This window comes from Armatimonadota bacterium (assembly GCA_031460175.1).
GTDB lineage: Bacteria > Sysuimicrobiota > Sysuimicrobiia > Sysuimicrobiales > Sysuimicrobiaceae > Sysuimicrobium > Sysuimicrobium tengchongense.
The window spans coordinates 71,055-90,957 of record JAVKGW010000008.1 but is presented as its reverse complement, the minus strand read 5'-3'; the positions used below and the strand labels follow the sequence as shown (position 1 = coordinate 90,957).

At 69.9% G+C, this 19,903-nt stretch carries 15 protein-coding genes; 14 read left to right on the top strand and 1 reads right to left on the bottom strand.

Annotated elements, in window-relative coordinates; all coding sequences use genetic code 11:
• Window positions 1–16 precede the first annotated feature (16 nt).
• On the top strand, window positions 17–2,269 hold the full coding sequence (locus QN206_10655) for a TRAP transporter permease (protein ID MDR7615268.1): 2,253 nt from the start codon (window positions 17–19) through the stop codon (window positions 2,267–2,269).
• Window positions 2,254–3,162, top strand: a complete 909-nt coding sequence (gene rocF, locus QN206_10650; protein ID MDR7615267.1) for an arginase — start codon at window positions 2,254–2,256, stop codon at window positions 3,160–3,162. The genes QN206_10655 and rocF overlap by 16 nt, the downstream gene beginning before the upstream one ends.
• On the opposite strand, the gene QN206_10645 is transcribed toward rocF, so the two are convergent.
• Entirely contained in the window at window positions 3,159–4,061 is a 903-nt protein-coding gene (locus tag QN206_10645) for a LysR family transcriptional regulator (protein MDR7615266.1), read from the bottom strand. The genes rocF and QN206_10645 overlap by 4 nt on opposite strands.
• 104 nt (window positions 4,062–4,165) lie before the next feature.
• Between QN206_10645 and QN206_10640 the strand changes: the two genes are divergently transcribed.
• From QN206_10640 to coaE, 12 genes are read left to right on the top strand one after another with little or no spacing between them, the layout of a single operon-like run.
• Complete coding sequence (locus QN206_10640; GenBank protein ID MDR7615265.1) at window positions 4,166–5,065, top strand: nucleotidyltransferase domain-containing protein; 900 nt, start codon at window positions 4,166–4,168, stop codon at window positions 5,063–5,065.
• Between the two features lie 42 nt (window positions 5,066–5,107).
• Window positions 5,108–6,466, top strand: a complete 1,359-nt coding sequence (locus QN206_10635; GenBank protein ID MDR7615264.1) for a sigma-54 dependent transcriptional regulator — start codon at window positions 5,108–5,110, stop codon at window positions 6,464–6,466.
• Window positions 6,463–7,890 (top strand): RNA polymerase factor sigma-54, encoded by a 1,428-nt coding sequence (rpoN, locus tag QN206_10630; GenBank protein MDR7615263.1) that lies wholly within the window; start codon window positions 6,463–6,465, stop codon window positions 7,888–7,890. Before QN206_10635 ends, rpoN begins: the two co-directional genes overlap by 4 nt.
• A gap of 2 nt (window positions 7,891–7,892) precedes the next feature.
• Window positions 7,893–8,162: a NifU N-terminal domain-containing protein gene (locus tag QN206_10625; GenBank protein MDR7615262.1), complete on the top strand. Its 270-nt coding sequence runs from the start codon at window positions 7,893–7,895 to the stop codon at window positions 8,160–8,162.
• A gap of 55 nt (window positions 8,163–8,217) precedes the next feature.
• The gene (gatC, locus tag QN206_10620; protein ID MDR7615261.1) at window positions 8,218–8,514 is read left to right on the top strand and encodes an Asp-tRNA(Asn)/Glu-tRNA(Gln) amidotransferase subunit GatC; all 297 of its coding nucleotides are present in this window, start codon (window positions 8,218–8,220) and stop codon (window positions 8,512–8,514) included.
• Entirely contained in the window at window positions 8,514–9,983 is a 1,470-nt protein-coding gene (gene gatA, locus QN206_10615) for an Asp-tRNA(Asn)/Glu-tRNA(Gln) amidotransferase subunit GatA (protein MDR7615260.1), read from the top strand. Before gatC ends, gatA begins: the two co-directional genes overlap by 1 nt.
• Window positions 9,980–11,431 (top strand): Asp-tRNA(Asn)/Glu-tRNA(Gln) amidotransferase subunit GatB, encoded by a 1,452-nt coding sequence (gatB, locus tag QN206_10610; protein MDR7615259.1) that lies wholly within the window; start codon window positions 9,980–9,982, stop codon window positions 11,429–11,431. The genes gatA and gatB overlap by 4 nt, the downstream gene beginning before the upstream one ends.
• Before the next feature lie 18 nt (window positions 11,432–11,449).
• Complete coding sequence (gene gabT, locus QN206_10605; protein MDR7615258.1) at window positions 11,450–12,808, top strand: 4-aminobutyrate--2-oxoglutarate transaminase; 1,359 nt, start codon at window positions 11,450–11,452, stop codon at window positions 12,806–12,808.
• 47 nt (window positions 12,809–12,855) lie between these two features.
• A complete protein-coding gene (locus QN206_10600) occupies window positions 12,856–16,242 on the top strand; it encodes a DNA polymerase III subunit alpha (protein MDR7615257.1) in 3,387 nt (1,128 codons plus the stop codon).
• Window positions 16,243–16,254: 12 nt separating this feature from the next.
• Window positions 16,255–18,825: a DNA polymerase I gene (gene polA / locus QN206_10595; protein MDR7615256.1), complete on the top strand. Its 2,571-nt coding sequence runs from the start codon at window positions 16,255–16,257 to the stop codon at window positions 18,823–18,825.
• Window positions 18,822–19,301, top strand: coding sequence for an 8-oxo-dGTP diphosphatase (locus QN206_10590; GenBank protein ID MDR7615255.1), 480 nt, complete (start codon window positions 18,822–18,824; stop codon window positions 19,299–19,301). The genes polA and QN206_10590 overlap by 4 nt, the downstream gene beginning before the upstream one ends.
• A complete protein-coding gene (coaE, locus tag QN206_10585) occupies window positions 19,298–19,903 on the top strand; it encodes a dephospho-CoA kinase (GenBank protein ID MDR7615254.1) in 606 nt (201 codons plus the stop codon). The genes QN206_10590 and coaE overlap by 4 nt, the downstream gene beginning before the upstream one ends.

The window sequence follows — 19,903 nt, the reverse complement described above, 5'->3', positions numbered from 1 at the left end:
TTGTCCCCGGGGACCCATGGAGCGGGTGGGGGCAGAGGTCAGGGCGGGACCGGAGGCCGACCGGCAGCGGGCGGAGCGGCTGCTCGTGGAGGCCGGGCCGGAGTTCGGGTACCGGCGGCTCGGGAGCCCCTTCGCGCAGGTGGTCTCCGCCATCGCGGTGGCCTTCTCCCTCTTCCACTTGTACACCGCGGGGTGGGGACAGCTCCTGGCCCTCAAGCAGCGCGCGGTGCATCTGGGGTTCGTGTTCCTCCTGGTCTTCCTCCTCTACCCGGCCCGGCGCCGCCAGGCGTCCCAGAGGCACTTCGGGCCGACGGACATCCTCTTCGCGGGCGCGGGAGCCGGGGGGATCGGGTACCTCCTCTACCACCACGATCGGCTCATGTTGCAGGCGGGACAGCTCAGCTTCTGGGACCTCCTGGTGGGCGCCCTGGGACTTCTGCTGGTGCTGGAGGCAGGCCGCCGGGTCCTCGGGGTCCTCCCCTTCATCGCCCTCGCTCTTTTGCTCTACCCGTTTCTGGGCGAGTACGTGCCCGGGATCTTCGGGGTGCGGCGCTTTCCCCTCGACCGGGTCATCGAGCACATGTGGTACACCACGGAAGGGGTTTTCGGCATCCCGCTCGGGGTCAGCGCCACCTTCGTGTTCCTGTTCGTCCTGCTCGGCGCGTTTTTGGAGCGGACGGGGCTTGGGCAGATGTTCGTGGAGATCGCCATGGCCCTGGCGGGCTGGATGCACGGCGGGCCCGCGAAGGTCTCGGTCTTCAGCAGCGCGCTCCTGGGCACCGTCTCCGGTTCCTCCGTGGCCAACGTGATGGCAGACGGCGTGTTCAACATCCCCCTCATGATCCGGCTCGGCTACCACCCCAGGTTCGCCGCCGCCGCGGAGGCCGCCACCTCCGTGGGCGGGCAGATCATGCCGCCCGTGATGGGCGCGGCGGCCTTCGTCATGGCGGAGTTCCTGGGCGTTCCGTACCTCACCCTGGTGCGGGCCGCGGTCGTCCCCGCGCTTCTGTATTTCATCTCCCTGTTCTTCATGATCCACTTCGAGGCCCGGAGACTGGATCTCCGGGGACTTCCCCGGGAAGAACTCCCGAACGTGTGGGAGGTCCTCCGACGCCGATGGTACCTGGCGGTTCCGCTGGGGGTGATGCTGGGCTACCTCCTCCAGGGCTTCTCCCCCCTGCGGGCCGCCTTCTGGGGGATCGTGCTGGCGGCCCTCACGCACCTCGTCACCTGCCTGGTGGAGGCCGATCCCCGGAGGACCCGGGGATGGGTGGGGCCGCGGGCGGTGGCGGTGCTGGTGGCCGGGGTGGCGGTCTTGGGGTACCTGGCGCGGCGGGGAGTGCCGGGGGCCGGGCCCCTGATGGGTGCCTTCGTGATCCTCATGGCGTGGCCTGTGCGCCGCCGCTACTTCCGGGACCTCTGGAGCACCCTGGAGTACGGGGCCCGCAACGCCCTCCCGGTGGCGGTGGCCTGCGCGGTGGTGGGCATCCTCATCGGGACCGTGACCCTGACAGGTCTTGGCAACGCCTTCGTGACCCTCACCGTCACCCTGGGGCAGCACAACCTGTTCCTGACCCTCGTGCTCGTGATGGTGGCGTGCACCATTGTGGGAAGCGGGATCCCCACCACGGCCACCTACATCATCCTGGCGGCCCTGGCGGTTCCGGCCATCGAGCAGCTCCTGCCCGCCACGGGGCCGCAGGTGGCCCCCGGAGTTCCCGTCACCCGCCTGGCGGTGCACCTGTTCATCTTCTACTACGGGGTGATGGCGGACCTCACTCCGCCGGATGCCCTCGCGGCCTACGCCGCGGCCGGCATCGCCCGCACTTCCCCCTTCCCCGTGAGCCTGGAAGCCACCCGCCACGCCCTCGCAGCCCTCGTGGTGCCCTACATGTTCATCTACTCCCCGGAGATCCTCCTGCTGAGCGGGGACCCCCTGGACCAAGCCCTGGCCGTGGCCACGGCCCTGGTGGGGATCGTGCTGCTCAGCGCGGGCGTGAGCGGGTACTTCTTCTGGCACGCGGTCCTTCTGGAGCGGGCCGTCCTGGTGGCGGCCTCCGTGGCCCTCGTGTTCCACCATCCCTTCCTGGACCTCCTGGGGCTAGGGGCCGCGGCCCTGGTGGCGGCCGCTCAGCTGTTGCGCCGTTCGAGGGCATCCGGGCCGCGCGCCGTCCGGTCCGCGGTGTCCGCCCCCGGTACAGGGTCTAAGACCGTCCGTGCGGCCCAACGATGGCTGTGGTCCGAGGAGGAGGGATGGCGGCGGGAGTGAGCCGGAAGGCGGGAATCCTCGGCGTCCCCCTGGACCTGGGCAGCAACCGGCGCGGCACGGACATGGGCCCAAGCGCGCTGCGGTACGCCCGGCTCGTGGAGTCCCTGAGCGGGATCGGGTGGGAGGTCGTGGACTTCGGGAACGTGAGCTTCCCCGTGATGGAGCAGTTGGCCGAGGGATCCCCCCGGGTCCGCTATCGGGACGCCGTCGCCCGCGTGGCGGAGGAGGTGTACCAGCAGGTCGGGCGGATTCTCGAGGCCGGATACCTCCCCGTGGTCCTTGGCGGGGATCACAGTACGAGCCTGGGGGCGGTGGCCGCGGTCCGGCGCCGCTTCCCGGATGCGGGGATCCTTTGGGTGGACGCCCACGCGGACTGCAACACCCCGGAGACCACTCCCTCGGGCAACGTGCATGGCATGGTGCTTGCGTGCCTGCTGGGGGAGGGAGATCCGCGGTTGGTGCAGGTGGGAGGGTTTGCCCCCAAGGTGCGCCCCGCCGAAGTGGCCTTGGTGGGCCTCCGGGAAGTGGATCCCGGGGAACGGGAGGTGCTGCGGCGGATGGGGCCCCTCGTGTTCACCATGAAGGAGGTGGACGAGCGGGGCGTGGCCGCCGTGGTGCGGGAGGCCATCGAGGCCGCGGGGAGGGGCGGACGGATTCACCTGAGCCTGGACCTGGACGCGGTGGATCCGCAGTACGCGCCGGGGGTGGGGACCCCGGTACCGGGCGGGCTCACGTACCGGGAGGCGCACCTCGCCATGGAGCTGGTCGCGGAGTCCGGCAAGCTCGTGTCCGTGGAGGTGGTGGAGCTCAACCCCATCCTGGACGACCACAACCGCACGGCCCAGCTCGCGGTGGGGCTGTTGAGTTCTGCCCTCGGTAAGCGCATCCTCTAGCCCGACCTGCGGAAGTAGGACCGGGCCAGCTCGACGAAGGCGCGGGTGCTGCTGGAGAGGTCCCCGGTGCGGCGCAGGGCGAGGAAGATCTCCCGCCGGGTCTCCGGGAGCCCTGCCACCCGGCGTACCCGCACCATCCCGCCCCGCACGAAGGGCATCACGGACCGGAGGGGGGCAAACCCGATGCCCATGCCCCGAGCGATGAGGAGCACGCCGAGGGGGATCCCGTCCAACTCGATCTGCGCGCGCATTCCCAGTTCCTCCCGCATCCAGTGCTCGAACTCCTCGTATCCTTCCCCCCACTGCATGCTGATGAGGGGCCAGTCCGCGACCTGGCGCGCCAGGATCCGGCTGCGACGGACCAGCTCGTGCTGCGGTGGGAGGACCAGCACGACCTCGTCCGTGAGGAGGGGCTCCACCGCGATGAGGGGCTCGTGCAGGGGCCGGACCAGGAACCCCACGTCCACCATCCGGTCGTGCAGCAGCGCCATCACCTCGTTGGAGTGGCCGTACCGCACCACCACCCGGGCCTGGGGCCGCTCCTTCCGGAAGGCCTCCAGCAGGTCCGGGAGGATGGCGATGGCCGCGGACACGGTGGCCCCCACGGTCACCGTTCCCTGGCCCGTGGCCTCCCGGGCCGCCTCCATCCCCTGCTGCAGCAGTTCCACCACCCGCTGGGCGTAGGGGAGGAGGGCCTCTCCGGCCTCCGTGAGGCGCACGGTACGCCCCTTCCGCTCGAACAGGGGTCGGCCCAGCTCCTGCTCCAGGGCCTGGATGCGGGCCGTAACGGAAGGCTGGGTGAGGAAAAGGGCGCTGGCGGCCTTGGTGAAGCTGCGTTCCCGGGCCACCGCCAGGAAAGCCTCCAGGTTCTTCTCGATGCCCTCCGGGATCCGGTTCACCTCCGCCTCCCTCCGTCCATAGGCGGTTTCTATGGTTCTCGGTCACCCCCGCCGATCCCTCCCCGCTGGTCCGCTCCGGGCCGCCTGCGGTAGCATGGGGACAAATGGAGCCGCTCAGGACCCTGGGGGAGTTCTTCCGCGGGAGCCGGGAACTGGTGGTGGCGTACCTGTACGGTCGCTACGCGGAGCCCCCCACGTATCCCGACAGCGACATCGAGGTGGCCTTGCTGTTCCGGCCGGAAGTGGCGGAGGAGGAGATCCGGGGTTACCTGGAGCGCTTGGCGGAGGAAAACCCCCTCGGCCCCTCGGACGGGATGCTCATGCCCACGGTCCTGAACGGGCACATCCTCCCCGTGCAGTACGAGCAGATCCGGTTCGGGCAGGTGCTCGCGGAGAACGACCCCGATCTCCGCCGGCGGTTCGAGGCGGAGGTGGAGGCTCGGATGCGGGTGGAACGGGCCCGCCACCTGGAGGAGGCCCGGGAGATCCTGCAGCAGGCCCGTGCCATCGGGGAGGGGATCCCCACCTTCTCCGTGCCGCCGGGCCGGACCCTGCGGCTGGTGGATCCCATCCGGGTGGGGTGGCGGCTCGGGCGGATCCTCACCTCCTGCGCGGTGATCGAGGTGAGCACCCGGGACCCGGAGCAGGCGGCGAGGGATCCGGACCAGGTGGCTCAGGTGGTGGGGTGGTTCAGCAACGCGGCCGGAGCCGCAACGGGCATCGCGAAGGCCATGCTCACCACCTACGAGGAGCCCCGGCCTCCCCGCCGGTGGCAGGTCTTCCTCCCCCTCGCGGACCTGGGGATCCTCCCGATGGAGCAGGCCCTGTGGATGGGGGCCCTCGTGGAGTCCCGGTGGCGGCTCGTAACCGCGGGATCCGTGGACCGGCCGGAGCGCACCCTGGGGATCCTCCGGGCGTACCTCCCCGCCCTCCTCCACTTCGCCCGGGTGAGCGCCTGGGCGACGGATCTACCGGAAGGAGGGGAGGGAAGCCGAATACACTGACGAGGAGGTTTGGCCTCGGTGCCGAACCATGCAAGGGGAGGGGTGAACGTGGGGCGCCGGGTCCTCGTCGTGGACGACGAGGAGCCCATCCGGGGTCTGGTGCGGCAGATCCTGGAGCGGGAGGGCTTCGAGGTGGAGACGGCCTCGGACGGTCCCACGGGGCTGGAGAAGGCCACGAGCGGCGAGTTTGACCTCATCCTCCTCGACGTCCGCATCCCCAGAAAGGACGGCATGACCGTCCTCCGGGAGATCCGGGAGGTGGATCCGGACGCGGTGGTAATGGTCATCACCGCGTACGCCTCCATCGAGCAGGCCCTGGAGGCCCTGCGGGCGGGTGCGTACGACTACATTCCCAAGCCCTTCAAGAAGGACGAGCTCCTGGTCCGGGTGCGTCGGGCCCTGGACTACGAGCGGCTGCGGGCGGAGAACCGCCGGCTCCACGAGGAGCTGCGGCGGACCTTCAAGTTCGAGGGCATCGTGGGGACCTCCCCGAAGATGCAGGAGGCCTTGCGGATCGCCGCGGCGGTGGCCTCCACGGACGCCACCGTCCTCATCTACGGGGAGACGGGGACGGGAAAGGAGGTTCTGGCCCGCTCCATCCACTATCAGAGCCACCGGGCCCAGGGGCCCTTTGTGGCCATCAACTGCGGCGCCATCCCGGAGACCCTGCTGGAGACGGAGCTCTTCGGCCACGAGAAGGGCGCCTATACGGGAGCGATCCAGACCCGCATCGGGAAGTTCGAGGCCGCGGACGGCGGCACCGTCTTCCTCGACGAGGTAGGGGACATGAGCCCCGCCATGCAGGTGAAGCTCCTGCGGGTGCTGCAGGAGCGGACCATCGAGCGGGTGGGCGGGAATCGCCCCATCAAGGTAGACGTCCGGGTGATCGCGGCCACCAACCGGGACCTGCGGCAGGCCATCCGGGAAGGGAGCTTCCGGGAGGACCTCTTCTACCGGCTCAGCGTGATCCCCATCGTGCTCCCCCCCTTGCGGGAGCGGGTGGAGGACATCCCCATCCTGGCCCAGCATTTCCTGGAGCGTTACCGGGAACGCTACCGCAAGAACATCCGGGGCTTCACCCCGCAGGCCCAGCGCAAGCTGCGGCGGTACGCCTGGCCCGGCAACGTCCGGGAGCTGGAGTTCTGCATCGAGCGGGCGGTGATCCTGTGCACCGGGGAGGAGATCACCGCGCAGGAGCTGTGGCTGGGGGAGGAGGAGGGAGAGGACCGCTTCCCCACCCTGGCGGAGGTGGAGCGGAAGCACATCCTCCGCGCCCTGGAGGAGGCCGGCGGGGACCTGGCGAAGGCCGCGACCCTGCTCGGGATCAGCGTCCCCACCCTTCGTCGCAAGCTCGGGGAGCACCGCCTGGAGGATCATCCCGTGGGGAATCCGGAGCCATGAAGATCGAGCCGACCCTCGCGCTCCGCCCGCTTCCGCAGCTCCGCATGGTCCCCAAGCTCATGGCGGTGAACGCCATCCTGGTGCTGCCCCTGCAGGCGCTTGAGGCCCGGATCGAGGCGGAGCTGGACAGCAACCCCGCCCTGGAGCGGGAGACCACCCTCTGCCCCCGGTGCGGGATGGAGCTCGTGGGCGTGCTGTGCGGGAGCTGCGGACACCTCCTCGGCGAGCCCCTCCTGGAGGACCCGGTTGCCGGTTCTCCCAGGGCGGAGGGGGAAGAGGACTTCGATCCCCTGGCGTCCCTTCCCGCGGAGATCTCCTTCCACGAGCACCTCCTGCTCCAGCTCCACGCGCAACGGCTCCGGGGCAAGCGCCGGGAGATCGGGGAATTCCTGGTGGGCTCTGTGGACGAGCGGGGGTATCTCCAGGCGGATCTGGGAGAGGTGGCCGTCCGGTTCCGGGTTTCCCGGCGGGTGGTGGAGGAGGTGCTGGAGGTGATCCAGGGGTTCGATCCGCCGGGGGTGGGGGCCCGATCCGTGGAGGAGTGCCTGCTGCTCCAGCTGCGGGCCCTGGAGCCCACGCCGGAGAACTTCCTGGCCCGGCGGGTGATCGAGGCGGGGTGCCTCGTGGAGATGGGCCGGGGGCAGTACGGGAAGGTGGCGCAGCGGCTCGGGTGCACCCCGCGGGAGGTGCGGGAGGCCCACGCCTATCTCTGCGCCTCTTGCTACCCGTATCCCGCGGACCGGTACGAGGCGGAGCGGGAGGGAGGGAGTCGCCGCCGGCCGGAGGAGGTTCCCCGGCCGGACGTGGTGATCGTGCGTACGCCCCGGGGCTACGCGGTGGAGGTGGCGGGGTCGCCGACCATGGGGCTCCGGCTGAACCCCCTCTACCGGGAGCTGTACCGGCAGGCGCGGGAGCAGCCCCAGGCGTTTGCACCCCACGCGCAGGAGCACATCCGGGACCACGTGAACCGGGCCAAGCTCTTCATCGAGACCGTCAAACGCCGGAACTGGACCCTGCGGAAGATCTTCGAGATCCTCGTGACGGTGCAGCGGGAGTTCCTGGACCGGGGCCCCCGGTTCCTCAAGCCCCTCACCATGGCCGGGGTGGCCGCGCGGCTCGGCATCAGCGAGAGCACGGTGAGCCGGGCCCTCGACGGGAAATACGTGCAGCTCCCCGACGGTCGCATCGTCTCCTGCCACGTGTTCTTCGAGCCCAGCCGGCCCGTCAAGGAGCGGATCCGGCAGCTGGTGGCCCAGGAAGCCCCGGGACAGCCGCTGACGGATCAGGAGATCGCGCGGCTCCTCCGGCGGGAGGGAATCCACGTGGCCCGGCGGACGGTGGCGAAGTACCGGGAGGAGCTGGGGATTCCCAGCTCCGCCGTCCGCCGCCGCCGGGTCGCCGTGTCCGGATCTCTGAGGAGGTGAGGGTGCGCATCGAGGTCCAGCCCACCCCCAACGTGCACGCCCTGAAGTTCACCCTGGACCGGTGGGTGACGGAGGGGCGGAGCTATACGTATACCTCCGTGGAGCAGGCACAGGGTAACCCCCTCGCCGCCCGTCTCCTCGCCATCCCCGGGGTGCGCATGGTGTTCCTGCTCCGGGACTTCGTCACCGTGACCCGGGATCCGGAGGCGGACTGGGCCGCCATCGTCCCCGAAGTGGAGCGGTGCCTGCGGGAGCACTTCGGGGACGGATGAGGGCCGCGGCCCGTCGTGGTACGATACGCACGGTCCCCGGGGAAGGAGGACGACCGTGCGGATCCATCGGGAACTCGTTGCCCACATCGCCCGGCTGAGCCGGCTGGAGCTCACGGAGGAGGAGCTGGACCGCTACGGACTCCAGCTCAGCACCATCCTGGAGTACTTCGGCCGGCTCCTGGAACTCCCCACGGAGGGGGTGGAGATCACCTCCCACCCCATTCCCGTGACCAACGTCTTCCGGGAGGACGTGGTGGAGCCCAGTCTACCTGTGGAGGAGGTCCTGGCCATGGCCCCGGAGGCGCGGGAGGGATACTTCGTGGTCCCGCGGGTGTTGGAGCCGGAGCCGTGATGGAGTTCCTGGATCTTCCCTATCACGCGGTGCGGACGCACCTCGGCCGCGACCTTTCCGTGGAGGAGCTGGTGGAGGCGTACCTGGAACGGATCGGGCGCACGGACGAGGTGGTGCGGGCGTACCTGACCGTGACCGCGGATCTCGCCCGAGCCCAGGCCCGGAGGTGGGACGCGCGGATCCGACGGGGCGAGGATCTGCCGCCGCTTGTGGGATTCCCCGTGGCCCTCAAGGATAACCTCTGCACCCGCGGGGTGCGCACCACGTGTGGGAGCCGGATCCTGGAGAACTTCGTCCCGCCCTACGATGCCACCGCGGTTCGGCGCCTCGTGGAGGCGGGGGCCGTGGTGCTCGGCAAGACCAACCTGGACGAGTTCGCCATGGGGAGCAGCACGGAGCACTCCGCCTTCTTCGCGACCCGTAACCCCTGGAACCCGGAATACGTGCCCGGAGGCTCCAGCGGGGGGTCTGCGGCCGCGGTGGCCGCCCGCAGCGCCCTGGGGGCTCTCGGGTCGGACACAGGCGGCTCCATCCGACTCCCCGCGGCCCTGTGCGGGGTCGTGGGGCTGAAGCCCACCTACGGCCGCGTGTCCCGCTACGGGCTCGTGGCGTACGCCAGCTCCCTGGACCAGATCGGACCCATCGCCCGGGACGTGCAGGACTGCGCCCTGCTCCTCCAGGCCATCGCGGGCAAGGATCCCCTGGACAGCACCTCCGTGGAGGTCCCGGTCCCGGATTACGCGTCCTTCCTCCGACCCGAGGTGCGGGGACTGCGGATCGGACTCCCCCGGGAGGCCTTCGGGGAGGGACTGCACCCCGCGGTCCGGGAGGCGGTGCTGGGAGCGGTGCAGGTGCTGGAACGGGCGGGCGCGGAGGTGGAGGAGGTGCGGCTTCCGACCCTGGAGTACGCCCTCCCCGCCTACTACCTCATCGCGTGCGCGGAGGTGAGCAGCAATCTGGCCCGCTACGACGGCGTGGCCTACGGTTACCGCTCCCCCCGCGCCGGGGACCTCTACACCCTCTACGCCCGAACCCGGGCCGAGGGCTTCGGGCCGGAGGCGAAGCGCCGGATCATGCTGGGCACCTTCGCGCTCTCCGCGGGATACTACGAGGGCTTCTACCGCAAGGCCCAGCAGGTGCGGACCCTGGTCCGGCAGGACTTCGAGCGGTGCTTTGAGCGGGTAGACCTGCTGGCCACGCCCGTCTGCCCCACGCCCGGATTCCGCCTGGGCGAGCGGCTGGAGGATCCCCTCCAGATGTACCTGGTGGACATCTACACCCTTCCCGTGAACCTGGCGGGGCTGCCGGCCATCTCGGTCCCGTGCGGGTTCTGGGAGGGGCTGCCCCTGGGGATGCAGCTCATCGGCCGCCCCTTCGACGAAGGCACCGTGCTGCGGGCCGCGTACACCTACGAGCAGATCACGGGAGGATCCCGGAAGGCTCCGCCCTTGGTGGAGGAGGCACGATGACGGAGTACGAGGTGGTCATCGGGCTCGAGATCCACGTGCAGCTGTGGACGGAGTCCAAGATGTTCTGCGGGTGCAGCACTCGGTTCGGAGCCCCACCCAACACGCAGACGTGCCCCACCTGCCTCGGCCTTCCCGGCGCCCTCCCGGTGATCAACCGGAAGGCGGTGGAGCTCGGGCTGCGCACGGCCCTGGCCCTCCACTGCACCGTCCACCCCAGATCCCAGTTCCACCGCAAGAACTACTACTATCCGGACCTCCCCAAGAACTACCAGATTTCCCAGTACCAGTACCTGGACCACCCACCCCTGGCCACGGACGGGTACCTGGAGATCGAGGTGGAAGGGACGCTCCGGCGGGTAGGGATCCGGCGGGTGCACCTGGAGGAGGACACGGGCCGGCTCGTGCACCCGGAAGGGGAGGACTACAGCCTGGTGGACTACAACCGCTCCGGTGTCCCCCTCATGGAGATCGTCACCTATCCGGACCTCCGATCCCCGCAGGAGGCCCGGGCGTTTCTGCTCAAGCTCCGGCAGATCCTCCAGTACGCGGAGGTGAGCTCCGGGCGTATGGAGGAAGGGACCCTGCGGTGCGACGCCAACGTCTCCCTCCGTCGGCCCGGGGAGCCCCTCGGAACCCGGACGGAGGTGAAGAACATGAACTCCATCCGGGCGGTGGAGCGGGCATTGCAGTACGAGATCGGGCGGCAGCGGGCTCTGTTGCAGCGGGGAGAGGCGGTGGTCCAGGAGACCCGGCACTGGGACGAACGGAGCGGGGTCACCTTTGCCTCCCGCACCAAGGAGGAGGCGGAGGACTACCGGTACTTTCCGGAGCCGGACCTGGTCCCCCTGGAGATCACGCCCGCCTGGATCGAGCGGGTGCGCGCGGGGCTCCCGGAACTTCCGGATGCCCGCCGCGATCGGCTCATGCGGGTGTACGGGTTCGGCCGGTACGAGGCGGAGCTCCTGGTCTCCACGCGGTTCCAGGCGGATTTCTTCGAGGAGGCGGTGCGGCTGTACCCGAGTCCCCGGGCGATCGCCAACTGGCTCGTGGGAGATGTGGCCGGTTACCTCAACGAGCGCAACCTGGAGCTGGAGGATCTCCCCATCACCCCCCTGCATCTCGCGGAGCTCGTCCGGCTCATCGAGGAGGGCGTGATCTCCGGCCGCATCGCCAAGGACATCCTCCCCGAGGTGCTCGGGACCGGGAAACGTCCCTCCGAGGTGGTGCGGGAGCGAGGGCTGTTGCAGATCAGCGATGAGGAAGCCCTGCGGGAGGTGGTGCGGGCCGTGCTCGCGGAGCATCCGGAGCCCGTCCAGGACTTCCGGAAGGGCAAGGAACGGGCCATCGGGTTCCTGGTGGGGCAGGTCATGAAGCGGACGGGTGGCCGGGCAAACCCTGCCCTCGTGAACCGCCTCCTCCGGGAGGAGCTCGAACGCCTGCCCGCCTGAGCGTCCGCGGAGGACCCCATGCCCTCCGTCTCGGCCCGGAACCCCCTTCCTGGTCCCCACAGCGCGGCGATCCTGGACCGGGCCCGCCGCGTCGTCCCTCGGGCCATGGCCTGGCATCACCCCGTGGTGGTGGCCCGGGCGGAAGGGGCCGTGGTGTACGACGTGGACGGGAACCGATTCCTGGACCTCACGGGTGGAGTGGGGTGTCTGGCGGTGGGCCACGCCCACCCCCGGGTGGTGCGGGCCGTCCAGGAGCAGCTGGACCGGTTCACCCACACGGACTACGCGGTGGTGCCTTACGAGGTCTACGTGGCCCTGTGCGAGCGACTCGCACGCCTCGCGCCGGGCAACGCCCCGAAGAAGGCCGTGCTCTTCAACTCCGGTGCCGAGGCGGTGGAGAACGCGGTGAAGTTGGCCCGGGCCTACACGGGCCGGCCCGCCCTCATCGCCTTCGAGGGCGCCTTCCACGGCCGCACGTACATGGCCCTCACCCTCACCAGCAAGGTGGACCCCTACAAGCGCAACTTCGGCCCCTTCGTGCCCGAGGTATACCGGATCCCCTACCCGTACCCCTACCGCAGTCCCTTCCCGGACCCGGACCAGACCGTGGCGTACTGTCTGGAGCGTCTCCGGGAGGCCTTCACGCTCCACGTGCAGCCCGATCGGGTGGCCGCGGTGGTGGTGGAGCCCGTGCTGGGCGAGGGCGGGTTCGTGGTCCCGCCTCCGGGATTTCTGCCCCGGCTGGCGGAGATCTGCCGCGCCCATGGCATCCTGCTCATCGCGGACGAGGTCCAGACGGGGTTCGGGCGGACGGGCCGGATGTGGGCGGTGGAGCACTTCGGGCTGGAACCAGATCTCCTGGTGGTGGGCAAGTCCATCGCCGCGGGGTTGCCGCTCTCCGGGGTGATCGGGCGGGCCGAGATCCTGGATTGGGTGCCCGAAGGCGGGATCGGGGGCACGTACGGAGGAAACCCCCTGAGCTGTGCCGCAGCCCTCGCGGTGTTGGACATCTTGGAGGAGGAGCGGCTCGTGGAGCGGGCGGTCCGCATCGGCGAACGGCTGCTTGCGGCCTTCCGGGATCTCCAGGAACGCTGCCCCCACGTCGGGGACGTCCGGGGGCTTGGGGCGATGGTGGCCATGGAGTTCGTCGAGGACCCCCGCACAAAGGAACCAGCCCCGCACCTGGTGACCCGGGTGATCGCCCGGGCCCGGGAGCGGGGGGTGCTCCTGCTGCGGGCCGGGATCCACGGCAACGTGGTCCGAATCCTCGTGCCCCTCGTGATCCGGGACGACCAGCTCTCCGAGGCCCTGGAGGGGATCGCCCGGGCGGTGGAGGAGGTGGATCGGCCTCTGCCGGAGGAAGGATCAGATGCCTGAACTGTTCGGTACAATATCTGGGTGAGCACTCGGCAGGAGGGCTCAAGATGTCGGCGTTCGTCCACCTCCACGTCCACAGCGAGTACTCCCTCCTGGACGGATACAGCCGGATCGAGCCCCTGTTGCGCCGGGGCGCGGAGCTGGGAATGCCGGCCATGGCCCTCACGGATCACGGGGCCCTGTACGGCGCCATCGAGTTCTACAGGACCGCGAGGGAGCTGGGGATCAAGCCCATCCTGGGGGTAGAGGCCTACGTGGCGGCCCGGCGGCACACGGACCGGGATCCCAAGCTGGACGCCAGTAGCTTCCACCTCACCCTCCTCGCGGAGGACAACGAGGGGTACCGCAACCTGATCCAGCTCGTGACCCGGGCACACCTGGAGGGCTTTTACTACCGTCCCCGGATTGACCGGGAGCTCTTGGGCCGGTACCGCAAGGGCCTCATCGGGCTATCGGGGTGCCTGCAGGCGGAGATCCCCCAAAAGCTGCTGCAGGGGGACTACCGGGGTGCGCTGGAACTCGCGGCCACCTACCGGGACCTCTTCGGGCCCGAGAACTTCTACATCGAGGTGCAGAACCAGGGGCTGCCGGAGCAACGGCGCATCCTGCCGGATCTCGTGCGCATCGCGCGAGAGCTAGGGCTTCGGCTCGTGGCCACCAACGACGTGCACTACGTGATGCCGGAGGACGCGGAGGCCCAGGATGTCCTCATGTGCATCCAGATGAACAAGACCCTGCAGGACGCCGACCGTCCCCGGATGGGGGACGTCCCCGCCTTCTACCTGAAGAGCCCGGAGGAGATGCGCCAGGCCTTCCCGGATCTCCCGGAGGCCCTCCGGACCACCCTGGAGATCGCAGAGCGGTGCTCCGTGGAGATCGAGCTGAACGTGCCCAAGCTCCCGGACTTCCCCGTCCCGGAGGGCTTCACCCCTCAGTCGTACCTCCGGCACCTGTGCGAGGAAGGGCTCCGCCGCCTGTACCCCCAGATCACCCCGGAGATCCGGGAACGGCTGGAGTACGAGCTGGGCGTCATCGAACAGATGGGGTATGCTCCCTACTTCCTCATCGTGCAGGACTTCGTGAACTTCGCCCGTCGCAACGGCATCCTCACCACCGTGCGGGGGTCCGCGGCGGGATCCTTGGTGCTGTACGCGTGCGGGGTCACGGACGTGGACCCGATCGCGTACAAGCTCCCCTTCGACCGCTTCCTGAACCTGGAGCGGTACACCCTTCCGGACATCGATGTGGACTTCATGGACACCCGCCGGGATGAGGTCATCCGGTACGTGATGGAGAAGTACGGGGCGGACCGGGTGGCCCACATCATCACCTTCGGCACCATGAAGGCGCGGCAGGCGGTGCGGGACGTGGGGCGGGTGCTGGGCATGAGCTACGGGGAGGTGGACCGCATCGCCAAGCGCGTTCCCCCCCACCTCACCCTGGAGCAGGCCCTGGAGCAGGACCCGGAGCTGCGCCGGCTCGGGCAGGAAGACGGGCGGGTGGCGCGATTGCTGGAGCTGGCGAGGAAGCTGGAGGGGGTGGCCCGGAACGCCAGCACGCACGCGGCCGGCGTCATCATCTCCCGCGACCCCCTCACGGACCACGTTCCCCTCACCCGGGGCAAGGACGGCGCCATCATGACCCAGTACGACATGACGAGCGTGGCGGAGATCGGGCTCGTGAAGTTCGACTTCCTGGGCCTCACCAACCTCACCATCCTGGACACGGCCCTGCGGATCATCGAGCGGCGGCGGGGCGTGCGGTTGGATCTCCGGCAGATCCCCCTCGATGACCCGAAGACGTACGAACTCCTGAGCCGGGGGGAGACGGTGGGGGTGTTCCAGCTGGAGTCCGCGGGGATGCGCCGCTACCTGCAGGAACTGCGGCCGAGCAGCATCCAGGACATCATGGCCATGGTGGCCCTGTTCCGTCCGGGCCCCATGGCCAACATCCCCGTCTACATCCGTCGCAAGCACGGCCGGGAGCCCGTCACTTACCTTCACCCCGTCCTGGAACCTGTGCTCCGGGAGACCTACGGGGTCCTGGTGTACCAGGAGGACGTGATGACGGTGGCCCAGGCCATGGCGGGCTACACCCTCGCGGAGGCGGACGTGCTGTGCTACGCCATCCGCAAGAAGATCAAGGATAAGCTGCTGGCCCAGCGGGAGAAGTTCGAGCGGGGCGCCCGGGCGCGGGGGATCCCCAAGGAGATCGTGGACAAGGTGTTCGAGCAGTTCGAGCCCTTTGCCCGCTACGGGTTCAATCGGGCCCACGCGGCCTGCTACGGCCTCATCGCCTACTACACCGCCTACCTCAAGGCCAACTACCCCGCGGAGTACATGACCGCGGTCCTCAGCGCGGACAGCGGCAACCTGGAGCGGATCGCCCTGGACGTGGAGGAGTGCCGGCGCATGGGAATGGAGGTTCTGCCGCCGGACATCAACCAGAGCGATGTGGACTTCACCGTGGTGGACGACCGCACCATCCGGTTCGGTCTCGGCTCCATCAAGAACGTGGGCAGTGCTGCCACGGAGCACATCGTCCAGGTACGCGCTTCAGGCCCTTTCCGATCCCTCTTCGATTTCTGTGCCCGCGTGGACGGGCGGGTGGTGACCCGCCGGGTGGTCGAGAGCCTGATCAAGGCAGGGGCCCTGGACTCCCTGGGGGACCGGGCCCGGCTGCTGGCCGCCCTCGACGGTGCCCTGGAATACGGCAGCCGTCGGCAGCGGGCGAAGGCCAGCCAGACGGGGCTGTTCGCCTTCGAGGAGGAGGCCCCGCCGCTTCCGGAGGTGGCGCCCCTGGACCGGCAGCAGCTGCTGAGCATGGAGCGGGAGACCTTAGGGCTGTATCTCACGGACCATCCCCTTCGCAGCTGGCAGAGCCGGCTGGACCGCCACGTGCGCCACCGCATCGCGGAGCTGGGGAGCCTGGCGGACGGGGAGGCCGTGGTGTGTGGGGGGATGCTCACGGGCGTGCGGGAGAAGGTCTCGCGGGCCACCGGCAGCCGCTGGGCCCAGGCGATCCTGGAGGACCTCACGGGCTCCGCGGAGGTGGTGGTGTGGCCCAAGACCTACGAGCGGTGCCGGGAACTGCTGCGGCCGGAGGCGGTGGTGGTGGTTCGGGGCCGGGTGGAGGCCCAGGAGGGACGGCCCCGGGTGCTGGCGGAGGAGGTGCTGCCCGTGGAGGGGGATCCGGAGACCAACGGCCGGCCCGATGGCCCCCGGGCCCTGCACGTCCGGATTGCCAGCGCGGAAGAGATGCTGCAGCTGGTGGAGTTCCTGGCGGCACGGCCAGGTCCGCGGCCGGCCTACGCGCACGTCCTCACCGCGCAGGGTGAGAGCATCCACCGTCTCCGGCAGGGTGTGCCCGGGGACGGGGCGTTCCTGGAGGAGCTGGAGCGGCTTCTGGGTCCGGGGACCGTGTGGGAGGAGTGAGGGTTGAAGCTGGTGGTGCTGGACGCCAGCGGCCTCGTGTACCGGGCCTTCTATGCCCTCCCGTACCTCACCACCCGTGACGGCCGCCCCACCAACGCCGTGTACGGCTTCACCACCATGCTCCTCAAGGTCCTGGAGGAAGAGCGCCCCACCCACCTCGCCGCGGCCTTCGACCGTCCCGCTCCCACTTTCCGGCACGCGACCTACCGGCCCTACAAGGCCACCCGGCCCCAGATGCCAGATGATCTGCGGCCGCAGATCCACCTCGTCCGACGGGTGTGCCAGGCCTTTCGCGTGCCCGTGTTCGAGGTGGAGGGTTACGAGGCAGACGACGTGATCGCCACCCTGGCGCACCACGCGGAGGCCGCGGGGTTCGAGGTCCTGGTGGTTACGGGGGACCTGGATCTCCTGCAGGTGGTCACGGAGCGGACGAAGGTGATGGTCACAAGCCGCGGCCTCACGGAGACCACGGTCTACGACGGAGCCCGGGTGCGGGAACGCTTCGGGGTGCAGCCCGCGCGGCTGGCGGACCTCAAGGCCCTGTGCGGGGACCCCTCGGACAATCTGCCCGGCGTCCCCGGGGTGGGAGAGGTGACCGCGGCACGGTTGGTGCAGCGGTTCGGAAGCGTCGAGGAGCTCCTGGAACGGCTCGAGGAGGTCCCCCCCAACCTCCGGGAGCGCCTGAGGCAGGCCAGGGAGCAAGTCCTGCACAGCAAGCGGCTTGCGCTCCTCGTGCGCGATGTCCCCCTGCGGGTGGACTGGGAGGACCTGCGGGTGCGGCCATACGACCCGCGGGAGGTGGCCGAGGTGTTCGCGGAACTGGAGTTCAAGAGCCTCTTGGACCGTCTGGGACTTGCCCCGGTGCACCACGAGGCGGGCCGCTACGCGCAGGCTCCGGACTGGACTCCACGGCCCGCGGAGTGGGTGGCGGTGGCCCTGGATCCGGAAGGGAAGCCCATGGAGGGTGCCGTGACCGGGGTGGCCCTCTGCGCGCGGCCCGGGGAAGCCACGTACGTGCCCGTGAGGGGGCCCGTCCCTCCGGGGGTTGCCGCGGTGCTGGAGGGAGGGGTCCGCAAGATCAGCGCGGATGTGAAGGCAGACCTCGTGCGCCTGAGGCGCATGGGGCTACGGCCTCAGGGCTTTGCCTTCGATGTGGGACTCGCGTCCTACCTTCTCAACCCCGGGCGGCGGGCGCACGATCTCCGCACCGTGGCGTGGGAGCAGATCCGGTGGCGGCTTTCGGAAGACGGAGCGCAGGGATTGCCGCTGGGGGAGCGGTGGCGGCGGGTGTGCGAGGAGGCAGACGTGCTCCGGCGTCTCCCGCCGCTCCTGCTGCAGGCCATGCGGGAGCGGGAGGTGGAACGGGTCTACTGGGAGATCGAGATGCCCCTGGTGGAGGTCCTGGCGGAGATGGAGCTGGTGGGGGTGGCGGTGGACGTGCCCTACCTCCAGGAACTGGGCCGGGAGCTGCGGGCCCGGTTGCGGGCCCTGGCGGAGGAGATCTACGCCCTGGCGGGTATGGAGTTCAACCTGAGTTCGCCCAAGCAGCTCGGGTTCGTGCTCTTCGAGAAGCTGGGACTGCCCCGCCTCAAACGCACGAAGACCGGGTACTCCACGGACGCGGAGGTCCTGGAGGCCCTGGCGGCCCACCACGAGGTGGTGGCGAAGATCCTGGAGCACCGGGAGCTCTCCAAGCTCCTGTCCACGTACGTGGAGGTGCTCCCGAGGCTGGTGAACCCGCACACGGGCCGGGTGCACACCACCTTCAACCAGACGGGGACGGCCACGGGTCGGCTCAGCTCCCAGGACCCCAACCTCCAGAACATCCCCGTCCGGACGGAGGAGGGACGGAAGATCCGCAGGGCCTTCATCGCGGAGCCGGGGAGAGCCCTGCTCTCCGCGGACTACAACCAGATCGAGCTGCGCATCCTCGCGCACGTCTCAGGCGATGCGGCCCTGCAGGGGGTGTTCCGGGCGGGCCGGGACATCCACGCGGAGGTCGGAAGCGAGGTCTTCGGCCTACCGCCCGACCAGCTCACGCCGGAGCACCGCCGGGTGGCCAAGGTGATCAACTACGGCATCGTGTACGGGATCAGCCCCTATGGCCTCGCGCAGCGGATCGGGTGCAGCCCCGCGGAGGCGGAGCGGTACATCCAGCGCTACTTCGAGACCTTCCCGGGCGTCCGGGTTTACCTGGAGCGCACGGTGGCGGAAGCCCGCCGGAGGGGGTACGTGACCACTCTCCTCGGCCGCCGCCGGTACCTGCCGGATCTGAATAGCCGCAACCGCTCCGTGCGGGAAGCCGCGGAGCGGGCCGCGCTCAACACCCCCATCCAGGGCTCCCAGGCGGACCTCATCAAGCTGGCCATGATCCGGATCCACCGGGAGGTCCTGCCCCACTTCCCCCGTAGCCACATGATCCTTCAGGTGCACGACGAGCTGGTCTTCGAGGCCCCCCAGGAAGAGGTACAGGCGCTGGGCAGAGCCGTGCGGGAGGCGATGCAAGGGGCCATGGCTCTGGACGTGCCCGTGGAGGTGGAGGTCAGGGCCGGGCCGAACTGGCGGGACCTGGAGCCGGTATGACCATCCGCGCGGTGCTGTGCTACATCGTCCGGGACGGGGAGGTGCTCCTCCTCCGCAAGGCGGCAGGCCTGTGGGGGGAGGGGAAGTGGAACGCGCCCGGCGGGAAGGTGTTGCCCGGAGAGGATCCCCGGGAGGCCGCGGTGCGGGAGACCTACGAGGAGACCGGTCTCCGGGTCGGTTCCCTCCGGCACCGGGGTGTGCTGCACTTCACCTTCGGCGGGGGCGTGCTTCCGGACTGGATCGTGGACGTGTACTGGACGGACGCCTGTGTGGGGGAGATGCGGGCCGGGGACGAGGGAGAACTGCGGTGGTTTCCCCTCGACCGGCTCCCGTACGACGAGATGTGGCCAGACGACCGGCTGTGGCTCCCGCACCTGCTGGCGGGCCGGCGGTTTCGGGGCCGCTTCCACTTCGACGGGGCCGCCCAGCACCTGCTGCACTACGAGCTGTCCGTGGAGCCCGAGGACGCTCCGTGAAGGTGGTGGCCCTCACCGGTGGGGTGGCGAGCGGGAAGAGCACGGTGGCCCGCATGTTGCGCAACCTGGGTGCGGAGGTGCTGGACGCAGACCAGGTGGCGCGGGAGGTCGTGGAGCCGGGTCAACCCGCCCTGGACGAGATCGCGGAGGCCTTCGGGAGGGACTTCCTCACCCCGGACGGCCGGCTCGACCGTCGGAAGCTCGCGGGCGTCGTCTTCTCGGATCCGGAGGCCCGTCGGAGGCTCAACGCCATCCTGCACCCCAGGATCCTCGCCCGGCTCCGGGAGCGGCTGCGGGAATTGGCGGGCTTGCGGCCCCAGACCGTGGTGGTGGTGGACCTTCCCCTGCTCTTCGATGTCCCCATGCCGGAGTTCGAGCGGCTGGACGCCATCGTGGTGTACGCCACGCCCGCTACCCAGCTGCGGCGCCTCATGAGCCGGGACGGCCTGAGCGAGGAGGAAGCGGAGGCCCGGCTGCGGGCGCAGGTACCGCTGGAGGAGAAGCTCGGCCGGGCCCGGTGGGTGGTGGACAACGAGGGACCCTTGCACCGGACCCGCGAGCAGGTGGAGCGGATATGGGAGGAGATCCTGGCGGACCCCTGA

What these genes read in the sequence shown, in the direction of transcription:
- QN206_10655 (MDR7615268.1), top strand. Translation starts at nt 17, where the DNA reads ATGGAGCGGGTGGGGGCAGAGGTCAGGGCGGGACCGGAGGCCGACCGG.
- rocF (MDR7615267.1), top strand. Translation starts at nt 2,254, where the DNA reads ATGGCGGCGGGAGTGAGCCGGAAGGCGGGAATCCTCGGCGTCCCCCTG.
- QN206_10640 (MDR7615265.1), top strand. Translation starts at nt 4,166, where the DNA reads ATGGAGCCGCTCAGGACCCTGGGGGAGTTCTTCCGCGGGAGCCGGGAA.
- rpoN (MDR7615263.1), top strand. Translation starts at nt 6,463, where the DNA reads ATGAAGATCGAGCCGACCCTCGCGCTCCGCCCGCTTCCGCAGCTCCGC.
- gatA (MDR7615260.1), top strand. Translation starts at nt 8,514, where the DNA reads ATGGAGTTCCTGGATCTTCCCTATCACGCGGTGCGGACGCACCTCGGC.
- gatB (MDR7615259.1), top strand. Translation starts at nt 9,980, where the DNA reads ATGACGGAGTACGAGGTGGTCATCGGGCTCGAGATCCACGTGCAGCTG.
- gabT (MDR7615258.1), top strand. Translation starts at nt 11,450, where the DNA reads ATGCCCTCCGTCTCGGCCCGGAACCCCCTTCCTGGTCCCCACAGCGCG.
- QN206_10600 (MDR7615257.1), top strand. Translation starts at nt 12,856, where the DNA reads ATGTCGGCGTTCGTCCACCTCCACGTCCACAGCGAGTACTCCCTCCTG.
- QN206_10590 (MDR7615255.1), top strand. Translation starts at nt 18,822, where the DNA reads ATGACCATCCGCGCGGTGCTGTGCTACATCGTCCGGGACGGGGAGGTG.